Raw genomic sequence first — 13,486 nt, 5'->3', positions numbered from 1 at the left:
TTTCCGTGCACGATGAACCGGCCAGGCCTCCGGTTTTCCTCCATCGCGTGCAACCAGCGGCGCTGTTTTCGGCTCGAACCGGCAATCAATAGCCAGGTCGCGCCGTTTCAAATTTTGCCGAATGGCATCCACGATGGGCGGGGAATCGCAATGGGCTTTTCTGCAGAGGTTTGGGCGCTCGCGCGCCTGTATTGCATGTACCCGGTGCTGGGCGGCCTTGCGATCTGGTATTTTTCGCGGGCGGACCGTCTGCTACAGGTGGTTCGCGCCCGTCATTGAGCCTCGATCATTGATCATGGCGCCCACCTCGCGGGCGCGCAACGACGCCCGCTGAGCAACGGCGGGCTTGCTGCGTCGCGGCAAAATGCGCCTGCCACGTCGTCCGCACAGCCGTTTTTTCCTCCAGACCACCCTCACTTGCTCTGGCGCGACACGGCCGGCTAACCCCTCCAACACCTCGCAAACCCTTACCCAACGGGGCTTTGCCCGCCGCCAGCCGGCGCCCGCGCGACGGCGGTGTCGCATTTCCACATGTGGTTGTCGCAAATAGTCGGCTAGGCGTACTTTTTTCTGGCAACTATGTATGCACAGCGCGGACGGACGTCCGCCAAGCGAGGAGAGCATTCAATGAATTCCCCCAAGGTCGTGGTCGAAGGGCTGTGCAAGGTGTTCGGCACCAACCCGAAACAGGCGATCGGCATGCTGGCAGGCGGCGCAACCAAAGAAGAAGTCTTCGCGCGCACCGGTCAGATAGTCGGCGTCCATAACGTATCGTTCGAAGTCAAGGAAGGCGAGATCTTCGTGCTGATGGGCCTGTCCGGCTCCGGCAAGTCGACGCTGATCCGGCTGATCAACCGTCTCGTCGAGCCGACGGCCGGCAAGGTGCTGATCGACGGCCGCGACGTGGCCAGCGTGCCGCGCGCGGAATTGACGGCGCTGCGCCGCAAGGACATGAGCATGGTGTTCCAGTCCTTCGCGTTGATGCCGCAACGCACGGTGCTGTCCAACGCGGCGTTCGGGCTGGAAGTGGCAGGCGTCGGCAAGAAGGAGCGCGAAAAACGCGCCATGACCGTGCTCGAACAGGTCGGCCTCGCGCCGTTCGCGGAAAAGTTGCCGGCTCAGTTGTCCGGCGGCATGCAGCAACGCGTGGGTCTGGCGCGGGCGTTGGCAGTCAACCCGTCGCTGATGATCATGGACGAGGCGTTCTCCGCGCTCGATCCGCTCAAACGCAAGGAAATGCAGAACGTGCTGCTCGATCTGCAACGCGAGCAGCAGCGCACCATCCTGTTCGTCTCGCACGATCTGGAAGAGGCGATGCGCATCGGCACCCGGATCGCGATCATGGAAGGCGGCAAGGTCGTACAGGTCGGCACGCCCCAGCAAATCATCACCAATCCCGCCGACGACTATGTGCGGGCGTTCTTCGAAGGCATCGACACCAGCCGCTATCTGACGGCCGGCGACCTGATGCAGACCGACGCGGTGCCGCTCATGCAGCATTCGCCGCAGATCGACGCCTCGAGCGTGGCCGCGACGCTCAACGGCAGCGCCGAATACGCCTTCGTGCTCGACAGCGAGCGCAAGTTCCGCGGCTTCGTGTGCCGCGATGCGATGGGTAGCGCGTCGCCGCAGCTCAATCACATCGAGTGCATCCGCCGCACCACGCCGTTAGACGACGTCGTCGAGCGCGTGGTGGCGAGCCGTGCGCCGCTGCCGGTCGTCGAAGCGGACGGCTCCTATTGCGGTTCGGTCAACAAGACGAACGTGCTGAACGTTCTCACGCGCCATCGAGGTTCCCATGTCTGAAGTCATTCCACTTGGCGCCTGGGTCGATCACGGCGTTCACTACCTGCTCGACCACGACGCAAAAACCTTCGATTCCATCGGCAAGGTCATCGAGAGTTTTGCCGCGCTGATCGAGCACGGCCTGCAAGCGGTGCCGATGTGGGCGCTGATGGCGTTTTTCGTCGGTGTCGGCTTGTGGCGGGTGGGCTGGCGTTTCGCGCTGTTCACGTTGCTGGCGATGCTGCTGATCTACGGCACCGGCTTCTGGGACCAGATGGTGATTACACTTGGCCTCACGCTCTCGTCGACCTTGATCAGCCTGCTGCTCGGCGTGCCGCTCGGCATCTGGACCGCGAAGAGCCGCACCGTCGAAATGATGGTGCGCCCCGTGCTCGACCTGATGCAGACCATGCCCGCGTTCGTTTACCTGATTCCTGCGGCGATGCTGTTCGGTCTCGGCCGCGTGCCGGGGATTCTTTCCACGGTGATCTTTGCGATGCCGCCTGCGGTGCGTCTCACGTCGCTCGGCATCAAGCATGTGAATCGCGAAATCGTCGAAGCAGGGCAGGCGTTCGGCTGTACGCCCCTGCAATTGCTCTACAAGGTGCAGTTTCCGAACGCGCTGCCTTCGATCATGACCGGCGTGAACCAGACCATCATGATGGCGCTCTCGATGGTGATCATCGCCTCGATGGTCGGCGCGGGCGGTCTCGGCAACGACGTGCTGGCGAGTATTCAGCGGCTCGATATCGGCCTTGGTTTCGAAAGCGGTCTCTCGGTGGTGATGCTGGCGATCATTCTCGACCGCATCACGGAAAGCTTCGGCCGCTCGCCGGGCGCGGCGCGGGCGCCTCTGTTGTCGGGCTTGCGCAGCGTCATGAAGGTGCGCCGGGCGCCAGCGGCGCAGCACGGCTGAGCCGCCTATGAAGCGCGACGCGATCTCTCCTGTTGTCGAGGCTCCATCCGATTCGCCGCTGTCCGGGCTCGCGCACTTCGGCTTTCTGACGTTGCCGAACTTTTCGATGATCGCGTTCACGAGCGCGGTCGAGGTTCTGCGCATGGCCAACTACGTGGGCCGCGCGCAGCACTACACATGGTCGGTGATTACGCCGGACGGCGAGCCGGCACGAGCGAGTAACGGCATCACCGTAAAGCCGACCACGACGCTGACTGAAGCGGGCATGCCCGATGTACTGATCGTCTGCGCCGGCTGGCATGTACGCGACTACGTGGACGATACGATCATCGCCTTGCTGCAAGACGTAGCGTCGAAGGGCATTCCGCTTGGCGGCATTTGCACGGGACCGTACGCGCTGCTGGCTGCGAATCTGCTCGACGGTTATCGCTGTACCGTGCATTGGGAAGACATGTCCCCGTTGCACAAGAGTTACCCGCACGTGCGTTTTGCCGATGAACTGTTCGTGATCGACCGTGACCGGATGACCTGCACCGGCGGCACCGCGCCACTCGATCTGATGCTGAACCTGGTCGGCATGCGCCTCGGCCATGCCGTCGCGGCGCAAGTGTCCGAGCAGTTCATCGTCGAGCGGATTCGTGGGTCGACGGATTATCAGCATATTCCCGTCGACGCGCGGGTCGGCTTCTCGCGAGCGGAATTGATCGAAGTCGTGCGCTTGATGGAAGCCAATATCGAAGAGCCGTTGTCGCTCGACGAACTCGCGCGGCTCGTGCATCTGTCGCAACGTCATTTGCAGCGCATGTTCAAGATGTTTCTGAGCGTGTCGCCGACGCACTATTACCTGACGCTGCGTTTGCGTCGGGCGCGTGAACTGCTGCGCAATACGGATGCGTCGATTGCGCGAGTGACGGCCGTGTGCGGCTTTCATTCGCCGTGTCATTTCAGTAAGGCCTATCGCGCGCAGTTCGGTCACGCGCCGAGTGTGGAGCGACGGTTGTCTGCTTAGATGAGTCTGCATGAGTGAGTTGACGTGAATGAAGTCGACGCAAGAAGTCGCACTTTGAAAATCCGATTATTAAAACCAGTAAAGCATCAATCACCCAAAGGGAACGCCATGAAACGTTTGTGGGCTGCGTCGTTGTGCGCGCTGTCGGTGTCATCTGTCCTTGCCGCGGAACCTGCCACCTGCCGGGACGTCCGGTTCGCCGACGTCGGCTGGACCGATATCGCGGCGACGACCGGTCTCGCTTCGACCGTGCTGGAAGGGCTCGGCTACAAGCCGACCAAAACCATCGCTTCGGTGCCGATCACCTTTGCGGGGGTGAAGAGCAAGCAGATCGATGTGTTCCTCGGCTACTGGTCGCCGACCATGGACCCGATGATCGATCCGTTCAAGAAGGCCGGCCAGCTCACCGTGCTGCCTACGCCGAACCTGACCGGAGCGAAATACACGCTGGCCGTGCCGGACTATGCGTATCAGGCGGGCATCAAAACCTTCGCCGACATCGCGAAGAACTACGACAAGCTCGACGGCAAGATTTATGGCATAGAACCGGGTAACGACGGCAATGCGCTGATCAAGAAGATGATCGACAGCAACCAGTACGGTCTTGGCAAGTTCAAGCTGGTGGAGTCGAGCGAGGCGGGCATGCTGGTCGAAGTGAATCGCGCGGTTCGCGACAAGAAGCCGATCGTGTTCCTCGGCTGGGAACCGCATCCGATGAACGTGCAGATGAAGATCGATTACCTGTCCGGCGGTGACGACGTGTTCGGCCCGAACTACGGCGAGGCCAGAGTGCTGACGGTCACACCGAACGATTACTCGGCGCGCTGCCCGAACGTCGCAAAGCTCGTGTCGAACCTGCAGTTCACGACGGATATCGAGAACCACGTGATGCTGCCGATCATGAACAAGACGGATCCGAACAAAGCGGCGAAGGACTGGCTGAAGGCGAATCCGGCTGTGCTCGACAAGTGGCTTGCCGGCGTGAAGACCTTTGATGGAAAGGATGGATTGCCGGCGGTGAAGGCCTACGTTGCGGGGAAGTGAAGGGGTTGACTGAACGCCGGACCCACTGCCCGAAACTCAAGCTCAGCACCGGCAACAATTGCGTTTGACACTGGCGTGTGCTCCGGCCGCCAAACCACAGGGTTTGGCTCGACCGGACGCACGCGCCGACACGACGTGTCAACACGCCGGATGACGCCGAACGGACCGTGACGCAAGGTTACGTCCCGATTTCGGTGAAAACCATAAAGGCTGTGAAGTTTTGTAAAAATAGGACAAAAGCAGACTGCTCTCATAGCAGTTTTCTTCGTCTTCCGTTAATTTCATCACGAGACAACAAAAAGGACTACTCGTGATGTCAGAGACCGAACGACTTATCGTGATAGGGCTGAGGCCCGGCTGCCACGCCATTTCCCTTTTTTCGTCACGCCCCTGACCCAGCTCGGGTTAGCCATGAGGCGAGCAGACGATCCTTTTCCTGCTTGTAACGCATGAACCGTCCGCCCGAGCCGGCCTTGGTGCGACGACGTATGACTCAAGATCATGTCCATTCCTATCCAGTCCCGCACTTTGGCGGTTTCGGGTTCCGCGTTGCCCACCCGTGGCCTCGATGGTTTGCCGGTCCTCTGTCCGGTGCGCCTACGCGGCACCGAAACGCTCGGCGAACTGTTCGAGTACACACTCGTATTGAAGACGGCAGACGCGCTAGCCTTTGCTCCGAGTGTTGCAGCGAACATCGAACTCGACAGGCTGATCGGTACCGAGGTTACTGTGGCGATCGAGCTCGAAGGCAACGGCAGGTTCGTTCAAGACATATCGGGGCAAACTGACTCGGGGAATGCCGGTGCGCAGACTCGAGAAATCACCGGCGTCGTTACGTCCGCGCGCATTGTGCGCGAGGAAGGCCGCTCGATCGTTTGCGAATTGGTGCTGCGCCCGTGGCTCTGGCTTGCCACGAAGAACCAGAATTGCCGGTTGTTCCAGGACCTCGACGTCGTGGAAATCACGGATGCGGTGCTGTCAGCCTATACGTTCCCCGTCGAGAAACGTCTGTTCGGACCCGGTCCACGCACGCCGTATCCCAAGCGTGATGTCCAGTGCCAGTACTGGGAAAGCGACTGGACGTTTCTTCAGCGGCTCTGGGAGGAGTGGGGCATCTATTACTGGTTCGAATATGGCGACGGCAAACACCGCCTGGTGCTTGCCGACGCGATGGCCGCGAACCATCCGCAAGACGAGGGGTATCGCGCGATCCGTTATCAAGGGCCTACGGGTCAGCGGCTCGATAAGGAGCACGTCCACGCACTTGCGGTGCAAAACAGTCTGACGGCTGGATCCGTCTCGAGCGTCGACTACGATTACACGCGGCCCCACGCGGACTTGACGGCTAGATACGAAGACCCGCGCGGCACCGCGCAGGCACGGCAGGCAATTTACGCGTGGGGCGATTTTGCGCAGCCGCAGGCGGGTGCAACGGGGCTTACGGGCGAGCATAACCAGCCACAGCGCGAAGCTGAACATCTATCGAGAGTGCGATTGCAGGCGTTTCGCTGCGGCGGATTGCGGGCGAAGGGCCAAGGCAACTTGCGCAGCCTCGTGGTCGGCCGGACCTTCGCGCTGACGCATTATCCGCAGACGGCCGCAAACCGTGAATACCTTGTGGTTTCCGCGACGCTCGATATCGAGGAGACCGGCGAGGCAAGCGGTACGGGGCAGCGCTACCGTTGCACGACGGACTTCGAGATTCAGCCGGCTAGCGAGACATTCCGGCTCGCCAGGACTATTGAGAAACCGCGCACGTCTGGTCCACAAAGCGCCATGGTGGTCGGTCCTGAGAACCAGGAAATCTGGACTGATGCCTATGGCCGGGTGAAGGTGCAATTTAATTGGGATCGGCGGGGCTTGCACGACCAGCGTTCGAGTTGCTGGGTGCGCGTGTCGTCACCGTGGCAGGGCAACCAGTTCGGCGCGACGCATCTGCCTCGTATCGGTGAGGAGGTGCTCGTCGATCACCTTAACGGTGATCCTGACCTGCCGATCGTGACAGGCCGCGTCGCCAACGCGTTCCAGCTACCGGCATGGAAACTGCCGGACAACCAGGCGCTGTCCGGGTTTCGCAGCCGCGAGCTTGGTGGTGGCCGATCGAATCACTTCGTGCAGGACGACACCTCGGGCGAAATCCAGACACAACTGTCCAGCGATCACGGCGCCTCGCAACTGAGCCTCGGCTTCCTGCGGCGCGTTCTCGGCAACAAGGGGCGGCAGGACGCGCGTGGCGAAGGCTATGAACTGCGTACGGATTTTTGGGGCGTGCTGCGCGCCGCGAAAGGGATGCTCATAACGACGGAGGCACGACCCAACGCACGATCCTACGTCAAGGACATGAGCGAAACGGTGGCGCGGCTCGTGCAGGCCCATGAACTCCACGAAGGCTTGACTGGACTTGCGCAGGAGCATGGCGCGCAGCAGCAGGGCGCTGACCGGAGCGCGCTCACCAAGGCGATCAAGACACAGAACGATGGGCTCCGCGGCGCTGCACCGACGAGTGACAGCCCATTCCCTGAGTTTGCGGAGCCGCATCTGACGCTCTCGAGCCCCGCGGGCATCCAGACCACAACGGCAGGCAGCACGCACCTCGCGAGCGATGAGAACCTCGCGCTGACGACCGGAGGCCATGTCGCCGTGGTAGCTGGTACATCGTTTTTTGCGAGCGTTGCGAATGCTTTCTCGCTGTTTGTGCACAAGCTCGGTATCAGGCTCGTCGCCGCGTCAGGGAAGGTGCGTGTCGAGGCGCAGAACGACCGCGTCGAAATCATTGCCCAACGGGCGGTCGAAATCATGAGTACGGACGGCTGGATCGAGTTGAAGGCGAAACGGGGCATCCGCATCAACGGTGGCGGTTCGGAAGTGGAGATCACGCGGAACGGCATTGTCGGCTCTACCGAGGGCCGGTCACTGGTGCATGCGGCCAGCCACGCTTGTGTGGGGCCGATGACAAAACCCATCGTCTTTCCGGGGCGTCCCGAACGATTCTGCGAGCGCTGCTTCCTGATCGCCGCGCGATCGGGTAGTGCGATCGTGCCGCAGTGATACGAGCGCCCGCCATGAACGACTCTATCCGCGAATTTGTCCTGTTCGACGCCGCAATCCTGCAAGCATCGGCGCACTTCGACGCATTGATTCGCTGTCGAGCTGCGGTCTCCCTGTACGGTGATTTGTCTTCATACGATTCGCACCGGTTCGGTCCGTGGCTGCTCGAGGGCAGCACTTTTGATGCGATCGTGCCAGCGAATACATCGCTCGTGGTCCCGTGGCGATACGGCATCAGTCGATTGACCACTGGGGCAGACCTGAGTGAGCTCGTCGCGCACTTCGAATCGCAACGCACTATCGCGATGGCTGCCGGTGACCGCTACTACTTGAGATTTGCCGACACGCGCGCGCTTGCCACGTTGGAGCGGGTCCTGACATCCGGGCAGACCCGGCAGTTGAAAGGACCGGTTGCCCATTGGCGGTACCTGGACCGCTTTGACGCGGAGCGGGAGTTCGGCGAAGCGGTGTCGAGCGAGCCGCGTCGTCAAAACATGATCGTGTTGTCGGAGGTGCAGGGCGAGCGTCTGCTCGAACTGCAGTTCGCTCAGGCGTTGGCTGACGATGTGCACGCGAGTAGCGGCGGCGATCTTGCCCCGCATCTCGTTGCCGCGCAATACCAGCAGATTGAGGTGGCCGCGTTGTTCGTCCTGGAGCAGGGTATCGAACCGTTCGAAGTGCAGCGGCATGTTGCTGCTGTCACTGTGAAGACCGGTGGTGCACTGCTGACGGATGCGCGATTTCTGGAGGCGGTCAGGTCGGCGCGTACTTCAGGGCGTTGGCACGAATTGATGAAGTGGCGCGGTGTTTAGAAAGCCTGGGCTTGGAGTTGAGGATGAGAAAACGTTTTTGCCGAAGCGTGGTAGGCGCATTCGGGCTGGCCTTGATGAGTGCGCTTGCTGCCTGCCAGTCGCCGGGCAAGGAGCCGACTTTTGGGGCAGACCTGACCGGAATTGATCATTTGGCGGATTACCTTAGCGTGTCTAATTTTTCGGTGAATGGCGCATGGGGCGCTCAGGCAGGTAAGGGAGGACGTACGACTTGTTGCGCTGTCATTCCAGAGAAGTGGCATCCCGGCTTAAAGGCGCATGTGAAGTGGAGCGTAAGCGACTGGAAGCACGGTGGCGGTGATTTCCATGAGGCTGACGTGCCGGTCGACCAGTACTCAAGGCTGGGTCATATGTGGGTCCATTTCCTCGCCGATGGTTCGGTGCGGATCGTTGTGTCAGATATCGGGCCGTATGCAACTGATTATCCCGGGCCGCACGATCTGATTCCGCAGAAACATCCGTGGGACGACTATCCGCAATCTTGGGTCAAGAAGCGTCCCAGCCTGGTTGAGCCGGCCAGTGACGGCTCGAATTGATCCGCGGCATCTAACTTGAAACTGGATTTAGCGATGACAAATTGCCTTTGCCGAAGCGTGGTAGGCGCATTCGGGCTGGCCTTGCTGAGTGCGCTTGCTGCCTGCCAGTCGCTGGGCAAGGAGCCGACTTTCGGGGCAGACCTGACCGGCATCGATCATCTGGCCGATTACCTTAGCGTGTCTGATTTTTCGGTGAATGGCGCATGGGGCGCTCAGGCAGGTAAGGGGGGACGTACGACTTGTTGCGCTGTCATTCCAGAGAAATGGCATCCGGGCTTAAAGGCGCATGTGAAGTGGAGCGTAAGCGACTGGAAGCACGGTAGCGGTGATTTCCATGAGGCTGACGTGCCGGTCGACCAGTACTCAAGGCTGGGTCATATGTGGGTCCATTTCCTCGCCGATGGTTCGGTGCGGATCGTTGTGTCAGATATCGGGCCGTATGCGCCTGACTATCCCGGGCCGCACGACCCGATTCCGCAGAAATATCCGTGGAAGCAGTACCCACCGCCTACTCGTAAAGGACCGACATTCTCGGAAGACGAACTCGAAAAGTACAACCTGCGTTAGCAGGACTCTGACCATGACTGACAACAAAGGCCTGCCATGCGCCGCAGAACATTCGATGAATACCGATGGTGCGGTGAGACCGTACCGAGCATGTGGCTGTACGGAATCGTCCGCCACTGTCGTTAGAACCGCACGAACGGATTACGTGGCGTGCTGTTCAGAAAGACTGGGCTTGGAGCTAAGGATGAAAAAAATCATACGGTGGCGGCGCGTCATGAGGTTCGGATTCATTGTCGCAATCGTGCTTATGGCCTCCTCGGCTTCTGCGTCGATGGGGGGCATCGACCATCTGCCAGATTACCTGAGCGTGTCGAATTTTTCGGTTAACCGCGCGGCGGGTTTCCAGGCGGCTGACGGGAACGTTAGCGTCCCCAGCCCATCGATGCCTCGCAAGTGGCGCCCAGGTCTGACCGTCCACGTGAAATGGACAGTCAGCGACTGGAAGCACGGTGGTGGCGGTAACTATGAAGCTGACGTGCCAGTCGATCCATACGCCGAACCTGGGAACGTCTACGTGCATTTTCTGGCCGATGGCAACGTCCGCGTCGTAGTGTCGAACTATTACCCCTGGAGTCCGAAGTACCCTGGTCCGCACGATCCGATTCCGCAGAAACAACCGTGGAATGACTTTCCGCAATCTTGGGTGGACCGTCGATCGGTATCCGAACGCCTTAAAAATATGGATATGCAACCAAAACCGCAAACTCCCGCCAGCCCTGAAGGTAAGCAGAGGTTAGTAAGGAACCCAATTGATGACAGATAGTGTAAGTCTGCTGCGCGCCGCAGCGCATCCCATGACTACAACTGGCGTGAAAGCGACCGTGCCGACCATGCGGTGCCATGCGGAGAAGTGCGAATTCTCACTGCATATCGGTTTGTTTTTCGACGGTACCGGTAACAACCAGGACTGGGTCGAACCGGGGACAGGAGGAACCCAACTGGAACGCCACAAAGACAGCAATGTCGCACGTCTGTTCCGTGCGTATCGTGACGAGCCTTTGGCCGGCTTTTGCCCCGTTTACATACCCGGCGTCGGCACACCATTCGACAAAATTGGCGAAGATTCATCCAGCACGTGGGGCATGGGTTTCGGCGCTGGAGGCGATGCGCGCATTGTGTTTGCACTGCTGTCGGTGCTAAACGCGCTGCACGGTTCAATCGACAGCGGCAATCGGCCAATGATTTCCGCAGAGAGCGTCAAGGCGCTGTCCAGAAACAACTGGCTACCGCAGCAGACGGGCAATGGAGAGAACGCTAACCCGCTATCTCCGTCCGACCAGTTCGCGCTTGACCAGGTCGGCATGAAAGATCAGGGTGGTCTGCTGACGATGAATGGCTTCACGTATCGCACGAAGTTTCTCAAGGCACAGTTCGCCCAACTCGCACAGAAAATCAGTGACACTCAGTACCCGAAACTGGTTGAGGTCTTCATCGACGTGTTCGGCTTCAGCCGCGGTGCAGCGCAAGCACGCGTGTTTTGTAATTGGCTGGACGAATGCTTCGAGGGTGACACACTGGCGGGCGTGACCTCCCATATCCGCTTTCTCGGCATTTTCGACACGGTGGCCGCCGTTGGACTGGGGCCCGCCGCCGGCAGATGGGCCAACGGCCACAATGCCTGGGGAGAGCCCAAAAATCTGCGGATTTCGCCGCGGGTTCGTCACTGTGAGCATTACGTCGCCATGCACGAGCAGCGTGAATCGTTCCCACTTGAGGATGTGCAGGCGCCTCGTGATGCGATGCCTCCGAACTGCCGGCAGTTCCGTTTCCCGGGCATGCATTCAGACTTGGGTGGTGGCTATCTTCCGGACGAGCAGGGCAAGAACAAGCGTGCGGATGACAGCAAGCTTTCGCAGGTACCGTTGAATATGATGTATGACGCGGGCCGTGCCGCGGGTGTGCCGCTGGACATGGACATAGCGTTTTCGCGAAGCGATCGGTGGGATCCGTTTCTGATCAGTGACAGGCTCAGGTCGGCCTATCTCTCCTTCATGAGGGCCAACGGCACCACCACCCGCCAAATCGCCGACTGCCTCATCGACATCCTCGCGTGGCGCTTCCGCTTCCGCGACAGCTACGGAACATTGCCGTTCGTTCAGCAAGCAACGCAAACCGAGCAAAGCGACCTGCTCGGCGCACACAATGTGTTCCTGAAGGACATCCGCGAGATCGACGATGCCGAGCACCGGGTCTATTACGCACGCGAAGGCGTCGCCACGTCGAAACTCTCCCTGAGCGGACAAATCTTCCGGCAATCGGCTGCTGAAAATCATCTGACCCAGGCGCATGAAGCGCACGCCAGCATCCCGCGTGATAGACGGCACATTTACGAACTGGTCAGGACCCGCAAGCTCAGCCCGGTCGAACTCGATTTCTTCAGCGAATACTGTCACGACTCTTTCGCAGGCTTCAAACCATTCGACAACTGGTCTGGCCGCGCTCTTTCGCGCAATGCGCCGTGGGAAAGCGGCGGTTACCTGAAGTTTCGCACCCGTTATGCGGGCGAAAGTCTGCGGCTCGCGCTGCTCGAATCCATTTCAGAGGCTTCTTCCGCCGAGGTGTAAGCGACACGAACACGACGTCGGTGCGCGCGTCACCCTTGCCGCACGCCGCGTAGTTGAACCGGGTGCAACTATGTCAGACAATAAATACCGCCCTCAAATCGCCTGAGCCCGTCCCGGGAAAGTTTCGTCATAGCCGGAGCCATCATCGACTTCTGCCGCCGTACCGCGTTGCTCGCGGTACATCATCGGCGGCAAACCGAACTGCTTGCGGAATTCGCGGCCCAGATGCGATGCATCGGAAAAGCCGCAACTCGACGCGATATCCGCTACCGTTTTATCCGAACTTGTCAGCAGCCAGGCGGCAGTGCGCAAACGCACCTGCTTCGCATAGGCCTGCGGCGCCTTACCGGTTTGCGCCTTGAAGAGCCTCTCGAGCTGACGCGGCGACAGATCAAGTTTGCGTGCCAGTTCATCGAGCGATAACGATCGCCCTACATGCTGTTCCATCAGCAGAATCGCGCGCTTCACCTTCGGATGCGCAGCAGGCGCCAACCCCGGCGGATGCGGCTGCGGCGCATTGCCCTTCTGCATATCGTCCACTAGCAGAATCCGCAACGCCTTCTGCACCGTGGCCGTTTCAAAGTGGCGCAGCAGAATCGCGGCCGCCACGTCGATCGACGCCCGCCCACCAGAACACGTAATGCGCCGACGGTCGATCACAAACAGCCGATCCGCCACCAACGCCTCCTCATTGACCGACGGAAAGCGCTCGATGAAATCCCAGTAGTGAAACCAGCTTACGCAGATGCGGTGGCCTTCCAGCACGCCTGCGCGCATCAGCGAGAACACGCCGGTGCACATGCCGACCAACGTCGCATCGGTAGCGGCGGCGCGGCGGATGAAGGCCAGCGTCGCATCGTTCGCGGCCGGCCCCGAATGCAGCAGGCCGCCCACCACGACGACGTAATCGAAGGGCTCGGCGTTGTCGAACGTCTCCCACGGCGTGATCTGAATCCCGCAACTGGCACGCACCGGAGCGAGGGTTTCCCCTATCACGCTCCACGAACAGCGTACGGGCTTGCTGAAGTCGCCTTCGTCCGCGGACAGGCGCAACAGGTCGACGAAACCCGAGAACGCCGTCAGCGTGAAGTTCGGCAGCAGGATGATGCCGAAGCGGATGCGTTGCTTCGAGGTGCCGTCGATCGATTGAAGGGGAAGCGGTTCAGCGGAATTCATGCGTGCAGCCA

Annotated in this window: 12 protein-coding genes; 11 read left to right on the top strand and 1 reads right to left on the bottom strand. The window is 60.4% G+C overall.

What is annotated here, in order from left to right:
• Nucleotides 1–150: 150 nt before the first annotated feature.
• The 11 genes from M0D64_RS21960 to M0D64_RS21910 all read left to right on the top strand — a co-directional run bounded on the left by M0D64_RS21960 (nucleotide 151) and on the right by M0D64_RS21910 (nucleotide 12,299).
• Nucleotides 151–279, top strand: a complete 129-nt coding sequence (locus tag M0D64_RS21960; RefSeq protein ID WP_266259218.1) for a hypothetical protein — start codon at nucleotides 151–153, stop codon at nucleotides 277–279.
• Between the two features lie 348 nt (nucleotides 280–627).
• On the top strand, nucleotides 628–1,806 hold the full coding sequence (locus M0D64_RS21955) for a glycine betaine/L-proline ABC transporter ATP-binding protein (RefSeq protein ID WP_266259216.1): 1,179 nt from the start codon (nucleotides 628–630) through the stop codon (nucleotides 1,804–1,806).
• Nucleotides 1,799–2,701, top strand: coding sequence for a choline ABC transporter permease subunit (gene choW / locus M0D64_RS21950; RefSeq protein WP_054038682.1), 903 nt, complete (start codon nucleotides 1,799–1,801; stop codon nucleotides 2,699–2,701). Before M0D64_RS21955 ends, choW begins: the two co-directional genes overlap by 8 nt.
• A gap of 7 nt (nucleotides 2,702–2,708) precedes the next feature.
• Nucleotides 2,709–3,710, top strand: a complete 1,002-nt coding sequence (locus tag M0D64_RS21945; protein ID WP_266259215.1) for a GlxA family transcriptional regulator — start codon at nucleotides 2,709–2,711, stop codon at nucleotides 3,708–3,710.
• Nucleotides 3,711–3,818: 108 nt separating this feature from the next.
• Nucleotides 3,819–4,754 carry a choline ABC transporter substrate-binding protein gene (locus M0D64_RS21940; protein WP_266259214.1) on the top strand — a complete coding sequence of 312 codons (936 nt, stop codon included), beginning with the start codon at nucleotides 3,819–3,821 and terminating at the stop codon, nucleotides 4,752–4,754.
• A gap of 501 nt (nucleotides 4,755–5,255) precedes the next feature.
• A complete protein-coding gene (locus M0D64_RS21935; RefSeq protein WP_266259212.1) occupies nucleotides 5,256–7,802 on the top strand; it encodes a type VI secretion system Vgr family protein in 2,547 nt (848 codons plus the stop codon).
• A gap of 14 nt (nucleotides 7,803–7,816) precedes the next feature.
• Nucleotides 7,817–8,614 carry a DUF4123 domain-containing protein gene (locus M0D64_RS21930; protein WP_266259211.1) on the top strand — a complete coding sequence of 266 codons (798 nt, stop codon included), beginning with the start codon at nucleotides 7,817–7,819 and terminating at the stop codon, nucleotides 8,612–8,614.
• Nucleotides 8,615–8,637: 23 nt separating this feature from the next.
• Nucleotides 8,638–9,168: a DUF3304 domain-containing protein gene (locus M0D64_RS21925; RefSeq protein ID WP_266259210.1), complete on the top strand. Its 531-nt coding sequence runs from the start codon at nucleotides 8,638–8,640 to the stop codon at nucleotides 9,166–9,168.
• Between the two features lie 33 nt (nucleotides 9,169–9,201).
• Nucleotides 9,202–9,735, top strand: coding sequence for a DUF3304 domain-containing protein (locus M0D64_RS21920; protein WP_266259209.1), 534 nt, complete (start codon nucleotides 9,202–9,204; stop codon nucleotides 9,733–9,735).
• Nucleotides 9,736–9,919: 184 nt separating this feature from the next.
• On the top strand, nucleotides 9,920–10,498 hold the full coding sequence (locus tag M0D64_RS21915; protein WP_266259208.1) for a DUF3304 domain-containing protein: 579 nt from the start codon (nucleotides 9,920–9,922) through the stop codon (nucleotides 10,496–10,498).
• Nucleotides 10,499–10,544: 46 nt separating this feature from the next.
• The gene (locus M0D64_RS21910; RefSeq protein ID WP_266259207.1) at nucleotides 10,545–12,299 is read left to right on the top strand and encodes a DUF2235 domain-containing protein; all 1,755 of its coding nucleotides are present in this window, start codon (nucleotides 10,545–10,547) and stop codon (nucleotides 12,297–12,299) included.
• Nucleotides 12,300–12,392: 93 nt separating this feature from the next.
• Here M0D64_RS21910 and M0D64_RS21905 read toward each other — a convergent pair whose 3' ends face one another.
• Complete coding sequence (locus tag M0D64_RS21905; protein WP_200567154.1) at nucleotides 12,393–13,475, bottom strand: GlxA family transcriptional regulator; 1,083 nt, start codon at nucleotides 13,473–13,475, stop codon at nucleotides 12,393–12,395.
• Nucleotides 13,476–13,486: the final 11 nt, after the last annotated feature.

Source organism: Paraburkholderia sp. WS6 (assembly GCF_030464835.1).
GTDB lineage: Bacteria > Pseudomonadota > Gammaproteobacteria > Burkholderiales > Burkholderiaceae > Paraburkholderia > Paraburkholderia madseniana.
This window is presented reverse-complemented; position numbering and strand designations above follow the sequence as displayed.

Excerpts from the sequence above, each read along its gene's own strand:
- M0D64_RS21960 (WP_266259218.1), top strand. The coding sequence starts at position 151 with ATGGGCTTTTCTGCAGAGGTTTGGGCGCTCGCGCGCCTGTATTGCATG.
- M0D64_RS21955 (WP_266259216.1), top strand. The coding sequence starts at position 628 with ATGAATTCCCCCAAGGTCGTGGTCGAAGGGCTGTGCAAGGTGTTCGGC.
- choW (WP_054038682.1), top strand. The coding sequence starts at position 1,799 with ATGTCTGAAGTCATTCCACTTGGCGCCTGGGTCGATCACGGCGTTCAC.
- M0D64_RS21945 (WP_266259215.1), top strand. The coding sequence starts at position 2,709 with ATGAAGCGCGACGCGATCTCTCCTGTTGTCGAGGCTCCATCCGATTCG.
- M0D64_RS21940 (WP_266259214.1), top strand. The coding sequence starts at position 3,819 with ATGAAACGTTTGTGGGCTGCGTCGTTGTGCGCGCTGTCGGTGTCATCT.
- M0D64_RS21935 (WP_266259212.1), top strand. The coding sequence starts at position 5,256 with ATGTCCATTCCTATCCAGTCCCGCACTTTGGCGGTTTCGGGTTCCGCG.
- M0D64_RS21930 (WP_266259211.1), top strand. The coding sequence starts at position 7,817 with ATGAACGACTCTATCCGCGAATTTGTCCTGTTCGACGCCGCAATCCTG.
- M0D64_RS21925 (WP_266259210.1), top strand. The coding sequence starts at position 8,638 with ATGAGAAAACGTTTTTGCCGAAGCGTGGTAGGCGCATTCGGGCTGGCC.
- M0D64_RS21920 (WP_266259209.1), top strand. The coding sequence starts at position 9,202 with ATGACAAATTGCCTTTGCCGAAGCGTGGTAGGCGCATTCGGGCTGGCC.
- M0D64_RS21915 (WP_266259208.1), top strand. The coding sequence starts at position 9,920 with ATGAAAAAAATCATACGGTGGCGGCGCGTCATGAGGTTCGGATTCATT.
- M0D64_RS21905 (WP_200567154.1), bottom strand. The coding sequence starts at position 13,475 with ATGAATTCCGCTGAACCGCTTCCCCTTCAATCGATCGACGGCACCTCG.